Genomic DNA, 18,860 nt, shown 5'->3' with positions numbered 1-18,860 from the left:
CGGCCCAGCCCGGCGGCCGCGGTCCTCCCGGCGGACGCCGCGCGTTCCCGCCGAACGCGGCGGGAGCTCAGCCGGCGGCCGGCAGCGGCGACTGGAAGAGCGTCCGGCCGACGAAGAACGGGCCCATCTGCTGAATGAACTCCGACGTCTGCCGCGTCGACCGCATGTCCTTCACGAGTCGCGACAGCGGGTAGAGCTCCGGGCCGATCAGGCCGATGACGAATTCGTTGTCGTCCTGGTCCAGGCCATGGCATTCCAGCCGGACGTCGACGGCATAGCCCGCCTCGCCGTACCGCCGGCCCAGCATGCCGTGTTCCATCAGGATCTTCCCCTGCTCGGCGCGCGGCAACTGGTTGAACGCGCCTATGCGCCGCAGCGGGTACCAGACCGCCCACGGATGCGCGGGATCGAGCACGTTGCGGGGGACCTTTCGCAGCAGGAAGTCCTCCAGATCCGGCTCGCGGCCGGAGGAGTAGGTGCGCCCAATCATCGTCAGTCCGGCTCGCGGAACGAGGTCGCGGAACGGCTCGCCAGTCAGCAGCGCCCGTCCCGCCTCCGCGAAACAGGCGGGATCCTCGCTCATCAGGAGCACGCCAACGCCGCGCGGGTCGTTCACGTCGGCGTAGACCACGGCGTCGAGGCCGCTGGCGCGCACCGCCTCGATGACCGGCGCGGCCTCGAGACAGCCGGTCAGCACCTGCAGTTGCACAAAGAGGCGGCGCGTCGACGTCTGCGGGGCGCCCCGGACGGGCGCGCCGTGCTCGCGCAGATCGGGCGGCCCCTCGGATGTGGGCGGCGCGTGGCGCCCGACGGCGGGCGGTGCATGGCCGGGGGCGGCGACGTGCGCCGTGGGTTCGGTCACGGCGACGATCCTATACTGACGCTCCGATGAGACGGCCGCACCTCATAGCGATCGCGGGGGCGTCCGGCGCCGGCAAGACGACGCTGGCGCACCATCTGGCCGACGCCCTCGAGGTGGGACCCGCCGCGGTCATTCCGATGGACGCCTACTACCGGGACCATCCGGAATACGACCTGGCGAAGCGCGCCGCGGCCAACTACGACTCGCCGGATTCGATTGACGTGACGCTGCTGCGCCGGCAGCTCGACCTGCTGCGCGCCGGCCGTCCCGCCGAACGTCCCGTCTACGACTTCAGAACCCACCGCCGCACCGAAGCAACCATCAGCCTGCGGCCGCTGCCGTTCCTCCTGCTCGAGGGCCTGCTGGTCCTGCACTGGCCGGCGATCCGCGGGATGGCCGACACCCGCGTCTATATCGAGATAGACCAGGCGACGGCGCTTGCCCGCCGCATCGCCCGCGACAGGCGCGAGCGGGGCCGCGACGAGGCGTCCGTTCACCGACAGTGGCGCGCCACCGTCTGGCCGGGCTACCTGCGGTGGATTGCGCCGAGCGCGCGCTTCGCTCACATGACGGTGGACGGCGCGGCCCCCCTCGAGGCCTGCGTCGCCGCGGCGATCGATCAGGTGCGTGCGTCGGCGCCGGCGACGAGCGCGGCGCGTTCGCGTTCGAAGACCCGCGCCAACTGATCCGCCGCTTCAGCAAGCAGCCGCTGCCGCATCACATCCGGCGGCACGCCGTCGCGGGAGAACAGCTCCACAACCGCCACGACCTGCCCCGCCACGCTCACCGGGATGGCGCAGAGCGAACGGAGATCCCGCAACGCGAGGCGGCGCGCGTCGGAGAACCGCGGATCGACGGCGATGGCCGCAACCCAGGTCGGTTCCGCGGATGCGGCGGCGCGGTGCAGCACGTGGTCGTCCATGTCGCCGCAGCACGCGTCGATCGCGCCGCGCGCCGTGACCGAGAGCGACCGCCTTTCACCGACATGCCATACACCGGTCGAGATCAACGGCTCGTCTCCCTCGGCGGCGGCCAGATACGCGGTGCCGGCGTCCCAGCCGCCCCATTCGGCGACGACCCGCAACAGGTCGCGCGCTGCGGCGTGGAACGACACCGCCTCACGGCCGATCGTCACCGCGTCCCGGAGCATGCGGAGGTCGGCGGCGTGCGCGGTCGCCGCACTCGCGATCCCGTCGGCCGGCGCCTCCTCCCCCCCGGCAATCACGTCTGCCGCCGCCGCGGCCGCCTCGTGCGCCGCCGTCACGTCGGTATAGATGAGAAGCGTTTCGCCCTGATCCGTGGGGCGGGTCCGGATCTCGATCCAGCGGGCATCCGGCGTGCGATGTTCTTCCGTTGTCGCCTGGGTCAGGTGGCCCAGGTGCGCCTCGATCCAGGCGCCTATCTCCTGCTCCGGGATGAGGAGGACGGCCCGGGTCGCCGTGTAGCGGACCAGATCCTCGTACTCGAGTCCGCGCTTCAGCGTCACCGACGGATAGAACTCACGGAAGCGCTCGTTGCAGGCAACGAGGCGCCCGCCGGCGTCCCACACCGCGAGGCCGGAGGCATCGTTGGCGAGAAGCGCCGCCATCCGCCCGCGCGCCACCGCCTCGCCGTCGCGCGCCCCGTGCAGGCGCCAGGCGAACAGCCCCAGCAGCGCAACGAGAAGTACGATGACGCCGCCCAGGAGACCGACCAGAACCACGCCGTCATCTTACCGGCACCTTGACAGGTCGGCGCCGGCCCCGTAGCGTGTACAGGGCTTCAAGCGGGCCAGCATCCAATGCGGTTCATCTGGTCTATCGTCTCGATCGGCGCCCTCGCGGTCGGGCTGGTCGCGCCAGCCACGGCCGTGGCGCAGGATGCAGCTGCGGCCGGCTCGTCCACGGCGCTGGAGGTGCTGGAACTACCCGTGTCGGTCAGCCGGATCAAGGACCGGATGGCGGCGCTGCCCGAGCTGGACGAGACCCGCGCGCCGCTCCGGCTCAGCTACCGCGTCAACGTCTATGGGCGCGCGCCGGATATCGAGTTCTTTCAGAACTTCATCGTCCTCGACACCGCGCCCGCCGCGTACGGCTCCCCGACTCACACCGAGATGTTCGAGGTGATGACGCCGAAGGAATGGCGTCCGCGCGCGATCACGATGGGCAACCTCCTCGGGAACTGGCGCCGGCCGTAGCTCACTGCTCCACCGGCTCGTCCGTCGTCCAGTGCGGTAGCGGCAGCGACACCAGCAGGTACCGCTTGCGGAGCGCGATGACGTGGCGCGAGTAGTCTTCCTTCGGAATCTCACCCCGCACCTGGCGGGCCCGCAGGCGCCGCAACTCGAAGCGGTACAGGTCGCTCACGAACTCGTGCACGAGGGCGGGACGGGTTTCCAGCGTCGGCCGGACACCGTGCGTCGCGAGCGCCTCCAGCACCATCGGCCGGTAGTGGTACGCCACGGGGCGGGATACTAGCAGGCCGTCGTGAAACCGCCGCCCTCGGTGCTATGCAGGGTTTCACGACGGCCCGCTCGCGACGTTCCGTGCTTCGTGTAGGCTCTCAGCATCCGGACCATGGTTGCGTACCTGTTACGTTGCCCCGCCGCGCACGTCCTCGCCGCCACGCTCCTTCTCCTCGCCGCCCAGGCCGAACGGGCTCTCCTGCTCGGGCAGGAGGCCGACCCGAACGCGGCGATTCAGCTTCCCCCTCCGGACTGGCCGGCCGCCGTCGCCGCGATGCGCGCCAGCGATCCGGAAGCGGCGCTGGCGATTCTCGACCGGGCGCTCGGCGACGACGAAGCACCGCTTGAAGCAACGGTTCTCCGGGCAACCCTTCTGACCCAGGCGGGCCGTCGTGCCGACGCGGAAGCCGCATGGCGGACGGTGATCGACGGCGCCGTCTACATGCGGACGTTCGCCCGGCGCGCGATCGTCACGAGCCTCGCCGACCGCGGGTTGCCGGACGAGGCGGCGCCGTACCTCGACACGCTGGTCGCCGGCGACGCGGTTCGCCACCGCGACCTGGTGTTGCGCGTCGCCGAGGCCCATCTCGACGCGGGCGCTCCCAACCTGGCGGCGGCGCTCTACCGGCGGGTGCTGGCGGGCGGAGGCCGGAATGCCGACACCGATGCCGCCCGTCTCGGTCTCGCCGCCGCGCAGGAGGCAGCGGGCGACACGGCCGCGGCGCTCGAGACGCTGCGGCTGGCGCAGCTCCGCTTTCGGACGGGGAACGCGTACGAGACCGCATCCCGGGAAGCCGCCCGCCTGGCGCGCTCCCGCGGCGCGGTGCTGCCGCCATTCGCCGAGAACGAGTACGCCCTCATCGTTCAGCGCCTGCGGAACGCGTCGCGTTTTCCGCCGGCGCTCGCCGCGCTCGACGCCTGGGCCGCCGCGTACCCCGCCGAGCCGACCCAGGAGCGGGTCGCGTCGGAGCGCATCGCGACCCTCTACGCCCAGCGCGACAACCAGGCCGCGGTCGATGCGTGCGCCGCGTTCTACAGGCGATTCCCTTCCAGCGCGCGGACACCCGGCATTCGCCTGATCGATTTCCGCCTCGCGATCCGCATGCGCGATCTCGACCGGGCCCGACCTCTCGGGCTCGATCTCTGGGAGGGCCGGGTCGCCGGAGCCAACGCGCAGCAACGCGGCGACGCGGCAGTCCTCCTGGCCGCGGTTCTTGTCGGGCGGGGCGATGTCCCGGGTGGCCTCGCCCTCTACCCTGGCCTGTTCGAGGCGGCGCCGACACCCGACGACGCGCGGGCCATGCTCTGGCGCGCCGGCGTCGCCGCCGTCCGCGACGGCGACTACGAGCGCGCCTTCACGAATCTGCACGCGCTGATCGACCGCGGCCCCGGCGGCAACCTGGCCCTGGCGGCGCAGTACTGGCTCGGCGTGGCCCACGAACAGAACGGCGAGACCGACGCCGCCATCCGCCGTTTCCGGCCGCTGGCGGCTCGCTACCCCTACCACTACTACGGGCTGACGGCGCGCGAACGCCTGGCCGAACTCGATGCCGGCGGCGCAGCAGACGAAGCGGCCGTGCAACTCGAGCGGATCGCCTTCCCGCGCCTCTCCGTCGGCCGCGGCGCGCGCGCCCGGGCCGAGTACCGCGCCGCGATGACGCTGGCCCGCGCCGGCCTGACGGGCGATGCGGCGTGGTACCTCCGGCGGCTGCTGGGCCGTCACGGCGGCGACCGGGGCCTCGCCCTCCTGGCCGCCCGCGCCTCGTCGGCAGCCCGCGACCATGCGAGCGCCGCGCGCGTGCTGTTCGCTTCGTTCGGCGGGTTCTTCTCGCAGGCCGCGACCGGCCTGCCAGACGACTTCTGGACAATCGCCTACCCGCGGCCGTTCTGGCCGACCGTCGTCGGCGCGGCCGACGCTCACGGCTCCGATCCGGTCCTGCTGGTTTCGCTCATGCGCCGGGAGTCGCGGTTCGATCCGGACGCGCGCTCGGCGGTCGGGGCGGTCGGTCTGCTGCAGGTGATGCCGTACACGGCCGAGGCGCTGGCGGAGCGGGCGGGGGTCGCCGAGGTCGTCACCCCCGCGGGCGTGGACGAGGCGATCCTCGCCGATCCCCGCGTCAACGTCGCGATCGCCGCCCGCCTCAACGCCGACCTGCTGGCGCTATTCGACGGCGAGCACCTGCCCGTAATGGTCTCCTACAACGCCGGTGAGGACCACGCCGGCGACTGGTGGAACGCCGCCCGCCAGCTGCGCCGCGACTTCTTCATCGACGGCATCCCGTACACGGAAACGCGGAACTTCGTGAAGGAAGTGGTCGCGAACTACGCGAACTACCAGCGGATTTACGGCGGGCGCTAATAGCCCGCGGCGGCGGCATCCGGGCGCCGTCGATCCGGCGCGCCCTCCAGCAGGTCCGAATCGGGATCGAAGGCGATGGCATGCGCCGCGCCCTGCGCGCGTATCGCCTGCAGCCGGTGACCGCGCGTCTCCAGCAGGGCCAGGGTGTCCGGCGACAGTCCCCGCCGCTCGTAGCGCACCACGTCGGGCAACCACTGATGGTGAAAACGCGGGGCGTCGATCGCCTCCTGAACGTTCATGCCGAAGTCGATCACGTTCACGATCGTGTGCAGCACCGTGTTGATGATCGTCCGCCCCCCCGGGCTGCCGGTCACCAGCGCCAGCCGCCCGTCGCGCGTCACGATGGTCGGCGTCATGCTCGACAGCATCCGCTTGCCCGGCGCGGCAAGGTTCGGTTCGGTGCCGATCAGTCCGTTCTCCGTCGTCAAACCGGGTCCCGCGTTGAAGTCGCCCATCTCGTTGTTCAGCAGGAACCCGCCCCCCGGCACGACGATCTTCGAGCCGTAGCTCTGCTCCAGCGTGGTCGTGAGCGACACCGCGTTCCGGTCGGCGTCGACGACCGAGACGTGCGTCGTCTCGTCGCCGACCGGCGGCCACTCGAAACGCTCCGGCCCCGACGCGGACGCCCGCGCCGGATCGATCGTCGCGCGCTGCCGGCCCGCGTACGCCTTGGACGTCAGTTCGGCCACCGGCATCCGCGGGTTGAAATCGGGATCGCCCAGGTGCCGCGCACGATCGGCGAAGCCGCGGCGCATCGCCTCGATCATCCGGTGCACGTTCAGGGCGGAACCATGTCCCGCCTCCGCCAGGTCGTACCCCTCGAGGACGTTCAGCATCTGCACCAGCGTCACCCCGCCGGAGCTGGGCGGGGGCATCGAAATCACCTCGTGGCCGCGGTAGGTCCCGCGGATCGGCTCGCGCGCGTGGGCTTCGTACGCCGCCAGATCCGCCTCGGTGATGAGTCCGCCGTTCGCCGCCATCTCCCGCGCGATCAACTCAGCCGTCCGGCCCCGGTAGAAGCCGTCGGGCCCGCCCTCGGCAATCCGCTCCAGGGTGGCCGCGAGCTCCGGCTGGCGGAACCGCTCCCCCGCCGAGTATGGCGTTCCGTCCTTCGAAAAGGCCGCGACCGACGCCGGATAGCGAGCCATCCGCGGCAGCACGCCCGCAAACGCCGCCGCCCGATCCACGGTCAGCTCGAACCCGTCACCGGCCAGCGCGACGGCCGGCTCGACCAGGCGGCGCCACGGCAACCGCCCGTGATCGACCCAGACGCGATGCAGCCCCGCCACCGAGCCGGGGACGCCGACTGCGACGTGACTGTCGTGATGGCGCGCCGCGTCGTATTCGCCGCCCGCGAGAAACATCTCGGCCGACGCGGCGGCCGGCGCGGTCTCGCGGAAGTCGTAGGCCACCGCTTCGCCGTCCGCGCCCCGGTAGATGAGGAATCCGCCGCCACCGATGTTGCCCGCGCTCGGGAAGGTAACGGCCAGGGCGAACGCCGTCGCCACCGTCGCGTCTGCCGCTGATCCGCCATCGCGCAGAACGTCGCGCCCCACCTCCGCCGCGATCCGATCGGACGCCACGACCATCCCGGCCCGGCTCCGCACCGGCGCCGACTGCCCCGCGACGTGCGCCACCGCCAGGACCGCGACGACGGCCGCCGCTACGGCCCGGCGCACAGGTTCCAGCGAGCGGTTCTGTCCCCGGCTCGAAGTCATGCATTCAGCATAGCCGCAGGCGCGCCCTGACGGACACGCGATCGGGCATAATGCACGGCACGACGAGAGGCATCCGACAGGGGGCGCGGAATGACGGCACGACACTCTGGACGGTCTTTTGAGCCGAGGCGGCGCGTGGCCCTGGTGGCGGCGGTGGCGATTGCGCTGGCAGCCGCCGTGGCATGCGGCGGGCCGGGCGGCGGCACGGGACTCACTGTGCGGCTGTCCATCGCTACGGGCGGGACCGGGGGCGTCTACTACCCCTACGGCGGCGGCATCGCCAAGGTGATCAGCGACAACGTCGACGGCGTCGAAGCCACCGCCGAGGTGACGGCGGGAACCGTCGACAACCTGAAGTTCATCGGGAACCGGTCGGCCGACATCGCCTTCGCGCTGGCCGACTCGCTGGATGACGCGGCCAACCAGCGCGGTCCCTTCGCCGACTTCGGCGCGGTGCCGATGCGCGCCCTCGCCGTGCTCTACGACAACTACAACCACCTCATCTCGGTCACGAGCACGGGTGTCGAGACGGTCGCCGATCTGAAGGGGCGCATCGTCTCGACCGGCGCGCCCGGGAGCGGCACGGAGATCAGCGCGTTCCGGATTCTCGAAGCCTCGGGCGTCGATCCGAATGCCGACATCACCCGGCAGAGCCTGAGCGCGGCAGCGTCGGTCGACGCCATCAAGGACGACAAGATCGACGCCTTCTTCTTCAGCGGAGGCCTGCCAACCGGCGCCATTCTCGACCTCGCGTCGACGCCGGGGCGGACCATCAAGGTCGTGCCGAACGGCGACACGCTGGACACGCTTCAGGCGGAGTTCGGCTCGCTCGTCTATCACAACTCCCCCATCCCGCCCTCCACTTACCCCGGCATGGAAGAGACGGTAACCGTCGTGGCGGTCTCGAACGTGCTGGTCGTGCATGCCGACATGGACGAGCAACTCGCCTACGACCTGACGCGCGTGCTGTTCGCCCACCACACCGAGCTGGCCGCGGTCCATCCGATGGCGGCGGTCCTGACCCTCGACAGCGCCACCGTCGGCTCCCCCATCCCGTTCCATGACGGCGCCATCCGCTACTATCGCGAAGCGGGCGCCTGGACGGACGGGGGATCAAACTGACCGCATCGGACACGCCGCCAACGGGATCGACGGAGCCGGCCGACGGATCCGGGGCAGACCGCACGGAACCGATCACGCCGGTCGCGGCGCCGCTCGACGACACCGAGCCGGACGTCCCGACCCGCACGCTGAGCGGGACGACCGGCCGCATCGCCACCACTCTCGCCGCCGGGCTGTCGCTCTACGCCCTCTACTGGGTGGTGTTCATCGTCCAGCCGCAGATCTACCGCGTCAGCTTCCTGGCGATCACGCTCATCCTGACGTTCCTCGTCTTCCCGATGCACGCCCGCTGGCGCCCACGTGTCACTCCGCTCGACTGGATACTGGGAGCGATCTCGCTGGTGGCGCTCGCCTGGCCGATCATCGACTTCGATCAGTTCGTCTACCGCGCCGCGACGCCGTCCACCACCGACCTGCTGCTGGGAACGGTAACGACGCTGGTCGTGCTGGAGGCGACGCGGCGGACCGTCGGCCCGATCCTGCCCGTCACCGCGGTCGCGTTCCTGCTGTACGGCTACTACGGGCCGTATCTCGAGCTGATCGGCCTCGATCTCTTCGCGCACCGGGGTTACGACGTCGCCCGCCTCGTAGGCACGCTCTACATGACGCTGGAGGGGATCTTCGGCGTCCCGCTGAACGTCACCTCGACGTTCATCATCCTGTTCACCATCTTCGGGGCCATCCTGGCCCACTCGGGCGCCGGGCAATTCTTCATACAGTGGACGATGTCGGCATTCGGCCGGTCCCACAGCGGCGCCGGGCCGGGACGGACGGTGACCCTCTCCGGCTTCCTGCTCGGAACCGTCTCCGGGAGCGGCGTCGCGACCACCGTCACCCTCGGCGCCGTGGCCTGGCCGCTCCTCCGCCGCGCCGGTTTCTCGGCCGAAATCGGCGGCGGGATCCTGTCGGCTAGCGGAATCGGCGCGATCATGGCCCCGCCGACGATGGGCGCGGCGGCGTTCCTGATCGCCGAGTTCCTGCAGATCACCTATCTGCAGGTGATCGTGATGGCCATCGTGCCCGCCGTCCTCTACTACTTCTCGATCGTCCTGATGATCGAAGCCGACGCCCGCCGCCTCGGGACGCACGCGGTCGACGTCAACCTCCCGTCCGTCGGCGAGTTGACCCGCCGCTTCGGCTACCAGTTCCTCCCGCTAATCGCCATCGTCGTACTGCTGGTCAGCGGCATGACCCCGTTCCGCGCGGTCTTCCTGTCGACGCTGCTCGCGATCGCCCTCAGCTTCCTCCGGCGGGAGAACGCGCTCGTGCCGCGTCGCCTGGTGGCGGCCCTCGAAGCGGGCGGCCGGGGCGTGCTTCCGGTCGCGGCGACGACGGCAACGGCCGGGATCATCGTCGGCGTGGTGACCCTCACCGGCCTCGGCCTGAAGATCTCCGGCATCATCGTCGACCTGGCGGGGGGCAACATCTTTCTGACCGTCGTCTACGCCGCGGTCGCGGTCTGGATGCTCGGCCTCGCGGTGCCGGTCACCGCGTCCTACATCATCGCGGCGGTGATGATCGCGCCGGCCCTCACCCTGGTGGGGGTACCGGACTTCGCCGCGCACATGTTCATCTTCTACTACGCGGTGCTGTCGGAGGTGTCGCCGCCGACGGCGCTGTCACCCTTCGCGGCGGCGGCAATCACGGGAGGCAACCCCTTCCAGACGATGATGCTCACGTGGAAGTACACGCTGCCGGCATTCCTCGTGCCGTTCGCTTTCACGGTGAGCCCGGAGGGCGCGGGAGTCCTGCTGCAGGCGCCCGCCGGCGACATCATCCGGACCGTCGGCACCGCCGCCATCGGCGTCAGTGCGCTGGCGATGGGGCTGGGCGGCTGGCTCCGCCGGGCGGCGTCGATGCCGGAACGGGCGCTCGCCGTCACCGGCGGCCTGCTCCTCTTTTACGCGACCACGACCACGGATATCATGGGATTAGTCATCTTCGGTGCGGCCGTCGTGCTGCACCTGGTTCGGACCCGGTAACGGAAACGGAAGCACTGGTTGGAGTATTGAGGTGACCGTCATGAAATCACGCATGCGCCTGACGGCGTTCGTTGTCGCATTCGCGCTGCTGCTCGTCCCCCAGGCGTTGGTCGCGCAGGGACTGGAGCGCGTCGCTCCGGAAGAGGTCGGCATGTCCTCGGAGCGGCTCGACCGCCTCAGCCTCGCGATCGAGGAGTACGTCGACGAAGGCCGTCTCGCCGGCGCCGTCGCCATCGTCGTGCGGCGCGGGAAGATTGCCTACCTCGAGGCGATCGGGCACCGCGATGTCGACGCGCAGGCGCCGATGCCGGCCGACGCCATCTTCCGCATCGCGTCGCAGACCAAGGCGCTGGCCAGCATCGGGGTGATGATGCTGCAGGAAGAGGGCAAGCTGCTGATCACCGACCCCGTCGGCAAGTACCTGCCGGCATTCGCCGAAACCAGGGTGCTGGAGACAGACGACAGTGGCGGCCACGAGATAGTGGCGGCGCGCCGGCCGATCAACATCCGGGACCTGCTGACGCATACCGCCGGCATCAGCTACGGCATGGGCCTGCTCGGCAGTCGCGGGCCGGCCGCCGATGCGTGGGAAGAAGCAGGAATCACCGGCTGGTACCTCGCCGATCGTGACGAGACAGTCGGCGAAACGATGGCGCGGCTCGCGGACCTGCCGATGGACGCGCACCCGGGAGAGAGCTGGATTTACGGCTACAACACCGACATTCTGGGCGCGATGATCGAGAAGATCAGCGGCCAGACGCTCGAGGCGTTCCTGAAGGAGCGGCTGTTCGATCCGCTCGGCATGACCGACACCCACTTCTTCCTGCCGCAGGACAAGGTGGGCCGGCTGGCGACGGTCTACTCCTCCGTCGACGGGGGCAGCGGCTTCGAGCGGGCGCCGGACACGGGCACGATGGTGAGTCAGGGTCACTACGTGAACGGTCCCCGCAAGGCCTTCTCCGCCGGCGCGGGCTCGCTGTCGACGGCGACCGACTACGCCACGTTCCTGCAGATGCTGCTGAACGGCGGCGAATTCAACGGAACGCGGATCCTGTCACGCAAGACGGTCGAGTCGATACTCTCGGACCACCTCGGCGACATCCCGTTCCGGCCGGGCCAGGGGTTCGGCCTCGGCTTCTCCATCATGCACGACCCGGCGGCCGCCGGGCTGCCCGGTTCGGCCGGCGAGTTTGGTTGGGGCGGCGCGTATCACTCGACGTACTGGGCCGACCCGAAGGAAGAGATGGTGGTGGTCTACCTGACGCAGATCATCCCGGCCATCAACCTGGACGATCAGCAGAAGCTCCGGACGCTGGTCTACCAGGCGATCATCGACTGATCCGGAGCGGGCCGGCCGACCCGGCGGCTGGCCGGCCCTGCAAACGACGGCGGAGGGACCAACGACCGTGACCAAAGACGAACTGATCGAGAAACTGAACCACGACCTGGCCGACGAACTCGGCGCCATCATCCAGTACATCATCTACGCGGCCCGCGCGACCGGCCCCTATCGCCCGCAACTGGCTCAGTTCTTCCTCGCGGAAGTGGCCGACGAACAGGCGCACGCGCAGTACCTGGCGAACAAGATCGCCGCGCTCGGCGGCACTCCCACGACCACGCCGCGCCACGTGCCGCTCCCGGACGGCGACCGCGCCATGCTGGAGGAAGTGGTCGCGGCCGAGAAACGCGCCACCGAGGCGTACGTCCAGCGAGCCAAGGACGCCGAGGAGTACGGCGACAAGGGCCTCGTCGTTCAGCTCGAGGACTTCATACGGGCCGAGAGCAGCCACGTCGAGGAAACCGAGCGGATCCTGGAGGACTGGCCGCTGTAGCGCAAAGGCCGCTTCAGGATTTCGTGTGGGCAGGACGCGGACGTCCGTCTCCGCTATCATAGGCTGTCCGGACGGGACCTAGGCCGGTGGTGCGGCGCAGCAGTCCGTTACGCCATGGGCCATGACACGGAGGTTCAGATGACACGTTCACTCTTCGGCCGCGCACTCCTGGTCGTCGTTGCCAGTCTGCTTCTCGCCTCGTCCGCGGCGGCACAGGCGGTGCCCCAGCTCGATTCCTACGACGGGGTGGTCGTGCGGATCCTGCAGAGCAACAACGCGGGCACCATCCAGCACGTCATCGACCCCGAGCTGAACGAGGTCGTAGGGCTGATCAGAGGTTGTCCGCATCCGCACAACCTGACGATGCATCCCGACGCGCGCTACTACTACTGCGCGAACGAGCAGGACCATACGGTCGACGTGTTCGACACGAAGACGCTCGATCTGGTCGAGCAGATCAAGCTGTCGCAACGACCGAACAAGGTCGCGGTCAGCAAGAAGTACCGGAAGATCTATGCAGGGATCACGCGGCGGTCGACGAATCCGGTCGGCCCCGGGGTCGAGGTCGATCCGAACCGGTCGGCGCCGGCCCTCGTCGATGTCATCGACATCGATACGCACGAGACCGTCAGGAGCATCGAGGTGCACTATCCGGTGCACAACGTCTTCGTGACCCCTGACGAACGGTGGATCGTGCTCGGTCTCCGCGGCCAGGCCGGGCCGGATGATCCGACGATCCAGGTGATTGACCCCGAGACCGACACCGTGGCCTGGTCGCTCGGGCTGAGCGGATACGAGCAATACGGCCGCACGCACCACACGGTGCGACCGATGGCCTTCGAGGCAAACGATGACGGGTCGACCAAACGGATCTTCGCGCAGGCGACCGGGATCAACGCCGTGTGGGTAATCGACTGGGAGAGCCGCGAGGTCGTCGACATGCTGTGGCCGCCCGAGCTGCCCTTGTGGGAAAAGAACGCCGACGGGATACAGACCGGCGATATGCACGGTCTCGAGGTGCTGCCGGATCGCTCCGCCGTGTGGGCTTCGAGCCGGCTCGACAGCCGCATCTACGGCTGGAGTCTGCCCGACCTCGAGTTCATCGGCGGCGTCAAGGTGGGCCCGAGCGCCAATTGGATGACGTCGACACCCGACAGCAAATACATGTATGTCGCGGTGTCCGGGACCGACCAGACGCTGGCGGTCGATCTGGAGAAGCTCGAGGTGGTCGCCACCATCACGACCGGCTCGCGGCCGGCCCGCATCAGCACCGTCATCCTGCCCCCCGACCGCGTGAATCCCAAGGGCACCAACATGCGGTCGTCGGAGGAAGAGTAGGCGTCATGATGACGAGAGTCGGCCTGGGGCTGGTCTGCTGTCTGGCTGCGGTGGCGGCCGTGGCGCTACCGCCAGGCATTGTCGCGCCGGTCGCCGCCCAGACCCTGAGCACTGAGGAGTTGGAGACGTATCGCGGCACCGTCGAGAGCGTCTTCATGGAAGACCGCGGGGGCACGATTGGAGGCTATGCGTCGTGCGTGATGTGTCACACGTGGCAGACGAGCGTGCGCTTCAGTCTGGAGACCCCGAACTCCAATGCCGGCTGGAGCAGCGAGCAGTCGATGCGCAACTTCGAGGTGGTGAGCCAGCTCATCAACACGGCCGACCCCGAGAGCAGCCGGCTGCTCTTGAAGCCCCTGTCACCCGATGCGGGCGGACTGACTCACACTGGGGGGACCTACTGGACCTCCGCTGACGACCCAGAGTACGTGGCGCTGCTCGATTGGATTCGAAGCATGCCGGATGACGCCTTCGTCCCTCCGCCGGAGCCCGAGATCGACTTCAATTTCTTCCGCGCGTGCGTGCAGCCCGTCTTCGCGAATCCGCGCGAAGGGCAGCTCCGCTGCAGCAACTGCCATTCCACGGGGCTCATCGGCTTCGCGCCGGCTCCCGGACGTGGCGACGAGTGGAGCGACGAAGAGGCCCAGCGCGCCTATCAGCTGATCACCCGCGTGATCACGCCGGGCAACCCGGAGCAGAGTCGGCTTCTGCTGAAGCCCCTTCATCCCGACGGCGGCGGCGCTTACACGCACAACGGTCCGCGACGCTGGCAGAGCCGTGACGACCCGGAGTGGCAGATGCTGGCCGGGTGGGTTCGCGGGGAGCGAACCGGGTCCAGTTGTTCCTAGCAGCCCGCGGCAAACCCTGCCGTCCTGGCGTTAGCTACGGCTCGTAGCGGCGGCTGAACCCGTTCCGGCTGTTCGTCACCTCGAACGAGCCGTCGGAGCTGGCCGAGACGTGGATCCAGTGCGCGGCGCCCATATGGACGGTGCGCCCGTCGGGTAGCGCGGTGCCCTCCGTGACGTTCGCGATGTACTGTCCCGGCGCGTTGTAGCGGTCGCCTCCCGGCAGCGAGTAGTGGTTCTGCCAGAGGTCCTCGAGGGTGGCACTCTCCTCGAGGATCTGGAACGTCAGCACCGCCCCACCCTTCCGGGGCCCGTTGTTCATGACACCGACGCGCGGCGCCAGCGCGTGAACGAAGGCCGGCGCGCCGGACGTGTCCGAGCCGTGGTGCGACACGAGGTAGAGGTCGACCGTCCCCAGCTTGTTGTCGGGGCAGACCAGAGGGTGCTCCTTGTTCCACGTCAGGTCCCCCATGATCACGGTGCGGAACTCGCCGAAGCGGATGAACGCGCTGATGGAACGCGCATCCTCGGCGTCGCCATAGCGGCTGGTGATGTCCTCGCCGTGAAAGACGAAGTCGCCGCACCGCGGGTTCGGCCCGCCCGCGCCGGGTAGCGGGTCCGCCAGCACTTCGCCGTGCGACGCGATGATGGTGACCTCGAGACCCTCCATCTCCACGGTGTCGCCCGGCGCTACGACGCGGTGCTCGCCGGTGCTACGCAGGTCGGTGTAGATCCCGAACGCGGCCAGCCGCCGTTCCCCCTCGTCGACCGTCGTGCCATGGTCCAGCCAGGTCCGCACCGGGATGCGCTCCGCGAGCTGCACCGAGCCACCCATGTGGTCGGTGTGGAAGTGGGTCACGATGACGTAGTCGAGCTCGGTCACGCCGGCGTCACGCGCCGCCGCCGCGATCCGGTCGGCATCGCGCCCGTCGAAGCCCGGCCAGCCGGTGTCGACCAGTAGGGAATCCCCCGAGGGGCCGACGAAGAGCGTCGCCTCGCCGCCCTCGACGTCGATCACGTAGATGTCCAGCGTCCCGTCCGCCGGCCCCTGCCCCAGCGCCAGGGCGGTCGCGGCCAACGCGAGCGGTAGGCCGACTACGAGCATCCGGATCGTGCGCATCTCATCCCCTCCGTTCAGCCCACCGTATAGGATCAACCGTAATGAGGCTACCGGCGCGCGCCTGCAGGACGTTGCTGGCCATCTACGTGCTGGCGGCAGTCGTCGCTGCGCTGTCAGGCACCTCCGGGGCAGTCGGGGCGGAGCAGGCAGGCGGCGCCATCAGCGGCCGCATCACCCTCGACGGGACCGTCGAGCCGCGCATGCTGGAGGTGACCGCGGATCAGGCGGTCTGTGGGAACGAGGTCGAGGATCGCGCGGTGGTCGTCGACGACTCGGGCGGCCTCGCCAACGCGGTCGTGATCGTCGCCGGAGCGCCGTGGGGCGATGCCACCCCGATGGATCCGGAGATCAACAACTCCGGCTGCTACTTCGTGCCGCGCGTGCAGGTGGTGCCGACCCGGACGGTGGTGACGGTGCGGAGCGAGGACGACACGCTCCACACGACGCACGCCTACGACGACCGGCAGCGGACATTGTTCAACATCGCAATCCCGATCCCCGGCATGGAAGTGCAGCGACCGATGCGCCGGCCCGGCCCGGTGCGTATCGAGTGCGACTCGCACGGCTGGATGCGCGGCTGGGTCTACGTCTCCGACGACCTCGGGACCGTGACCGGCTCGGACGGGCGTTACGAGCTGACCGGCATACCGCCGGGGGATTACACGCTCACCGTCTGGCACGAACGCACGGCCGGGATGACGCGCGCGATCCAGGTCACGGCGGGCGGAACGGCGGAAGCGGACTTCACGCTCGCGCTCGAGTAACAGCGGTTGTCCGTGCCGGCGTGGACGCCGGCGCACCAAGGACACCGGCGCACCGCTGGCACGGCATACAATCCCCGCCTATGGCGCCACAGTACGTCTACACGATGAAGGGGCTCGGCAAGCGGTACCCCCCGGACCGCGTCGTGCTCAAGGACATCTGGCTGTCGTTCCTGCCGGGAGCGAAGATCGGCGTCCTCGGTTTGAACGGCGCGGGCAAGAGCACGCTGCTCCGGATCATGGCGGGCGAGATCACCGAGTTCGACGGCGAGGCGTTCCCCGCCGCCGGCGTGTCAGTCGGGTACCTGGCGCAGGAGCCGCAGCTCGACCCCAACAAGGACGTCGCCGGCAACGTCAACGAGGGCGTGGCGGACCTGCGGGCCCTCCTCCGCCGCTACGACCAGATCACCGCCGACGTGGCGCAGAGCGGACCCGGCTCGCTCGAAATGGAGGAGGCTCTCGATGAGCAGGGCGAGCTGCAGACGAAGATCGACGCCATGGGGGCGTGGGACCTCGATTCGCGTATCCGAATGGCGATGGAGTCACTCCGCCTGCCTCCCGGACATGCCGACGTCACGACCCTGTCAGGAGGCGAACGGCGCCGCGTCGCCCTTTGCCGGCTGCTGCTGCAGTCGCCCGACCTCCTCCTGCTGGACGAGCCGACGAACCACCTCGACGCCGAGTCGGTCGCCTGGCTGGAACGGTTCCTCGCCGACTACCCCGGCACGGTTGTGGCCGTAACCCACGACCGGTACTTCCTCGATAACGTCGCCGGCTGGATCCTCGAACTGGACCGCGGCGCCGGCATCCCGTGGGAAGGCAACTACTCGTCGTGGCTGGCCCAGAAGCAGCAACGCCTCAGCATCGAGGCGCAGCAAGAGGCGAAGCGGCGGCGGACGCTGGAGCGCGAGCTGGAGTGGATCAACATGTCGCCCCGCGCCCGGCAGGCCAAGGGGAAGGCGCGCCTGAACGCCTACGAGCGCCTGCTGTCGGAAGAGTCCGCCAAGGCGATCGAGACGGTCGAGATCTACATCCCGCCCGGGCCGCGCCTCGGTGACGTGGTGGTGGAAGCGGACAATGTGATCCAGGGCTACGGCGAGCGGGCCCTGATCGGCGGACTGTCGTTCGCCCTTCCGCCCGCCGGAATCGTCGGCGTCGTCGGAGCCAACGGCGCCGGCAAGACGACGCTGCTCCGGCTCATCACCGGCGAGGAAGAGCCCGACGCGGGGACCATCCGCCTGGGCGAGACCGTCCAGGTTGGCTACGTCGATCAGGATCGCGATCTCGACCCGGACGCAACGGTCTGGGAGGCGATCTCCGACCGGCAGGACGACGTCACCCTCGGGAAGCGGACCGTCGCCTCACGCGCCTACGTCTCGTGGTTCAACTTCCGCGGCTCCGATCAGCAACGGAAGGTGGGAACGCTGTCCGGCGGCGAGCGCAACCGCGTTCACCTGGCCCGGCTGCTGCGCAACGGCGCCAACCTGCTGCTGCTGGACGAGCCGACCAACGACCTCGACGTCGACACGCTGCGGGCGCTCGAAGATGCCCTCCTCGCCTTCGCCGGCTGCGCCGTCGTGGTCAGCCACGACCGGTGGTTCCTCGACCGGATCGCCACGCACATCATCGCGTTCGAGGGGAACAGCGAAGTCGTCTGGTTCGCTGGGAACTACAGCGACTACGAAGCCGACCGGAAGCGGCGCCTCGGCTGGAAGGCGGACCATCCGCAGCGGATCAAGTTCCGCAAGCTGACGCGGGCGTGACGGTGCCAACCGCGAATTTGGCGGCGGCCCGGTGCGCTGCTCGAGTTCGTCGGCTTCGTTTGGCACCTACCTGGTTGCATGCGGAACGGGCTGAGCCGAGCGCGCCCTCGTCAGTTGACGGAGGTGCCGCCGGTCTGCAGAAGGGCGGGATCGACGCCCAGACGCCGGATCACCGCATCCCACATCCGGTCGGGCTCGGTGTCGAAGACGATGTCCAGGTCGATGTCGGCATTGAGCCACGACGACAGGGACAGCTCGGCGTCGAGTTGGCCGGGGCCCCAGCCGGCGTAGCCGGTCAGCAGGCGAGTCCGCGGCGGCGGCGGCGACTCGAGCAGGCGGCGCAGCAGCGTCTGCGACGTGGACAGGAAGACCCCGTCGCAGACCCGGACGGAATCCGCTTCGCTCGGCTCGTTGCCCAGCAGAATCCAGCCCCGTTCCGGCGAAACCGGCCCGCCGATCCAGAGCTCCAGGTCGCTCTGGCCCGACACCGGCGGCGACATCCCGACGACCTCCGCTGCGGGCGTCTCCGTTCGCCGGTTCAGCACCAGTCCGAACGCGCCATCCTCGCCGTGCTCGCACAGCAGAATGACCGTCTGATGGAAGTTGGGATCGACCATCTGCGGCATCGAGATCAGCAGCGACGGAGCGAGCGATGCGATGCCCTTCTTCGGAGGTTCCGAGTCAGTCATGGGGTGCCTGCCACGCAGTCATTGTG

Annotated in this window: 17 protein-coding genes; 11 read left to right on the top strand and 6 right to left on the bottom strand. The window is 69.5% G+C overall.

Annotated elements, in window-relative coordinates; genetic code table 11:
- Positions 1–67: 67 nt before the first annotated feature.
- Positions 68–862, bottom strand: a complete 795-nt coding sequence (locus tag F4Y45_12360) for a chlorite dismutase family protein (protein MXY25301.1) — start codon at positions 860–862, stop codon at positions 68–70.
- On the opposite strand from F4Y45_12360, the gene F4Y45_12355 reads away from it, so the two are divergent.
- Positions 787–1,548 carry a uridine kinase gene (locus tag F4Y45_12355; GenBank protein ID MXY25300.1) on the top strand — a complete coding sequence of 254 codons (762 nt, stop codon included), beginning with the start codon at positions 787–789 and terminating at the stop codon, positions 1,546–1,548. The two genes, F4Y45_12360 and F4Y45_12355, sit on opposite strands and share 76 nt — an antisense overlap.
- Here F4Y45_12355 and F4Y45_12350 read toward each other — a convergent pair.
- Positions 1,482–2,564, bottom strand: coding sequence for a GAF domain-containing protein (locus tag F4Y45_12350; GenBank protein MXY25299.1), 1,083 nt, complete (start codon positions 2,562–2,564; stop codon positions 1,482–1,484). The two genes, F4Y45_12355 and F4Y45_12350, sit on opposite strands and share 67 nt — an antisense overlap.
- 78 nt (positions 2,565–2,642) lie before the next feature.
- On the opposite strand from F4Y45_12350, the gene F4Y45_12345 reads away from it, so the two are divergent.
- Positions 2,643–3,038 (top strand): hypothetical protein, encoded by a 396-nt coding sequence (locus F4Y45_12345; GenBank protein ID MXY25298.1) that lies wholly within the window; start codon positions 2,643–2,645, stop codon positions 3,036–3,038.
- A 1-nt stretch (position 3,039) separates the two neighbouring features.
- Here the strand turns inward: F4Y45_12345 and F4Y45_12340 are convergent, their stop codons facing one another.
- Complete coding sequence (locus F4Y45_12340) at positions 3,040–3,303, bottom strand: hypothetical protein (protein MXY25297.1); 264 nt, start codon at positions 3,301–3,303, stop codon at positions 3,040–3,042.
- A 114-nt stretch (positions 3,304–3,417) separates the two neighbouring features.
- On the opposite strand from F4Y45_12340, the gene F4Y45_12335 reads away from it, so the two are divergent.
- Complete coding sequence (locus F4Y45_12335) at positions 3,418–5,664, top strand: transglycosylase SLT domain-containing protein (GenBank protein ID MXY25296.1); 2,247 nt, start codon at positions 3,418–3,420, stop codon at positions 5,662–5,664.
- Here the strand turns inward: F4Y45_12335 and ggt are convergent.
- Entirely contained in the window at positions 5,661–7,382 is a 1,722-nt protein-coding gene (gene ggt / locus F4Y45_12330; GenBank protein MXY25295.1) for a gamma-glutamyltransferase, read from the bottom strand. The genes F4Y45_12335 and ggt overlap by 4 nt on opposite strands.
- Positions 7,383–7,472: 90 nt before the next feature.
- On the opposite strand from ggt, the gene F4Y45_12325 reads away from it, so the two are divergent.
- The 6 genes from F4Y45_12325 (at position 7,473) to F4Y45_12300 (ending at position 14,504) form a co-directional block, all read left to right on the top strand.
- A complete protein-coding gene (locus F4Y45_12325) occupies positions 7,473–8,504 on the top strand; it encodes a TAXI family TRAP transporter solute-binding subunit (protein ID MXY25294.1) in 1,032 nt (343 codons plus the stop codon).
- Entirely contained in the window at positions 8,480–10,486 is a 2,007-nt protein-coding gene (locus F4Y45_12320; protein ID MXY25293.1) for a TRAP transporter fused permease subunit, read from the top strand. The genes F4Y45_12325 and F4Y45_12320 overlap by 25 nt, the downstream gene beginning before the upstream one ends.
- A gap of 40 nt (positions 10,487–10,526) precedes the next feature.
- Positions 10,527–11,825, top strand: a complete 1,299-nt coding sequence (locus tag F4Y45_12315) for a beta-lactamase family protein (protein MXY25292.1) — start codon at positions 10,527–10,529, stop codon at positions 11,823–11,825.
- Positions 11,826–11,892: 67 nt separating this feature from the next.
- Complete coding sequence (locus F4Y45_12310) at positions 11,893–12,318, top strand: ferritin-like domain-containing protein (protein MXY25291.1); 426 nt, start codon at positions 11,893–11,895, stop codon at positions 12,316–12,318.
- 138 nt (positions 12,319–12,456) lie between these two features.
- Entirely contained in the window at positions 12,457–13,656 is a 1,200-nt protein-coding gene (locus tag F4Y45_12305; protein ID MXY25290.1) for a hypothetical protein, read from the top strand.
- 5 nt (positions 13,657–13,661) lie between these two features.
- Complete coding sequence (locus F4Y45_12300) at positions 13,662–14,504, top strand: hypothetical protein (protein ID MXY25289.1); 843 nt, start codon at positions 13,662–13,664, stop codon at positions 14,502–14,504.
- Positions 14,505–14,538: 34 nt separating this feature from the next.
- Here F4Y45_12300 and F4Y45_12295 read toward each other — a convergent pair whose 3' ends face one another.
- Entirely contained in the window at positions 14,539–15,621 is a 1,083-nt protein-coding gene (locus F4Y45_12295) for an MBL fold metallo-hydrolase (protein ID MXY25288.1), read from the bottom strand.
- A 41-nt stretch (positions 15,622–15,662) separates the two neighbouring features.
- Between F4Y45_12295 and F4Y45_12290 the strand changes: the two genes are divergently transcribed.
- Positions 15,663–16,385: a hypothetical protein gene (locus tag F4Y45_12290; protein ID MXY25287.1), complete on the top strand. Its 723-nt coding sequence runs from the start codon at positions 15,663–15,665 to the stop codon at positions 16,383–16,385.
- An 80-nt stretch (positions 16,386–16,465) separates the two neighbouring features.
- Positions 16,466–18,145 (top strand): energy-dependent translational throttle protein EttA, encoded by a 1,680-nt coding sequence (gene ettA, locus F4Y45_12285; protein ID MXY25286.1) that lies wholly within the window; start codon positions 16,466–16,468, stop codon positions 18,143–18,145.
- A 110-nt stretch (positions 18,146–18,255) separates the two neighbouring features.
- Here the strand turns inward: ettA and F4Y45_12280 are convergent, their stop codons facing one another.
- Positions 18,256–18,834 (bottom strand): YqgE/AlgH family protein, encoded by a 579-nt coding sequence (locus F4Y45_12280; protein MXY25285.1) that lies wholly within the window; start codon positions 18,832–18,834, stop codon positions 18,256–18,258.
- Between the last annotated feature and the right edge of the window lie 26 nt (positions 18,835–18,860).

The sequence above is a fragment of the Acidobacteriota bacterium genome (genome assembly GCA_009838525.1).
GTDB lineage: Bacteria > Acidobacteriota > Vicinamibacteria > Vicinamibacterales > UBA8438 > VXRJ01.
Note: the sequence above shows the minus strand (reverse complement) of the source record. Positions and strands in the feature narration are given on the sequence as shown.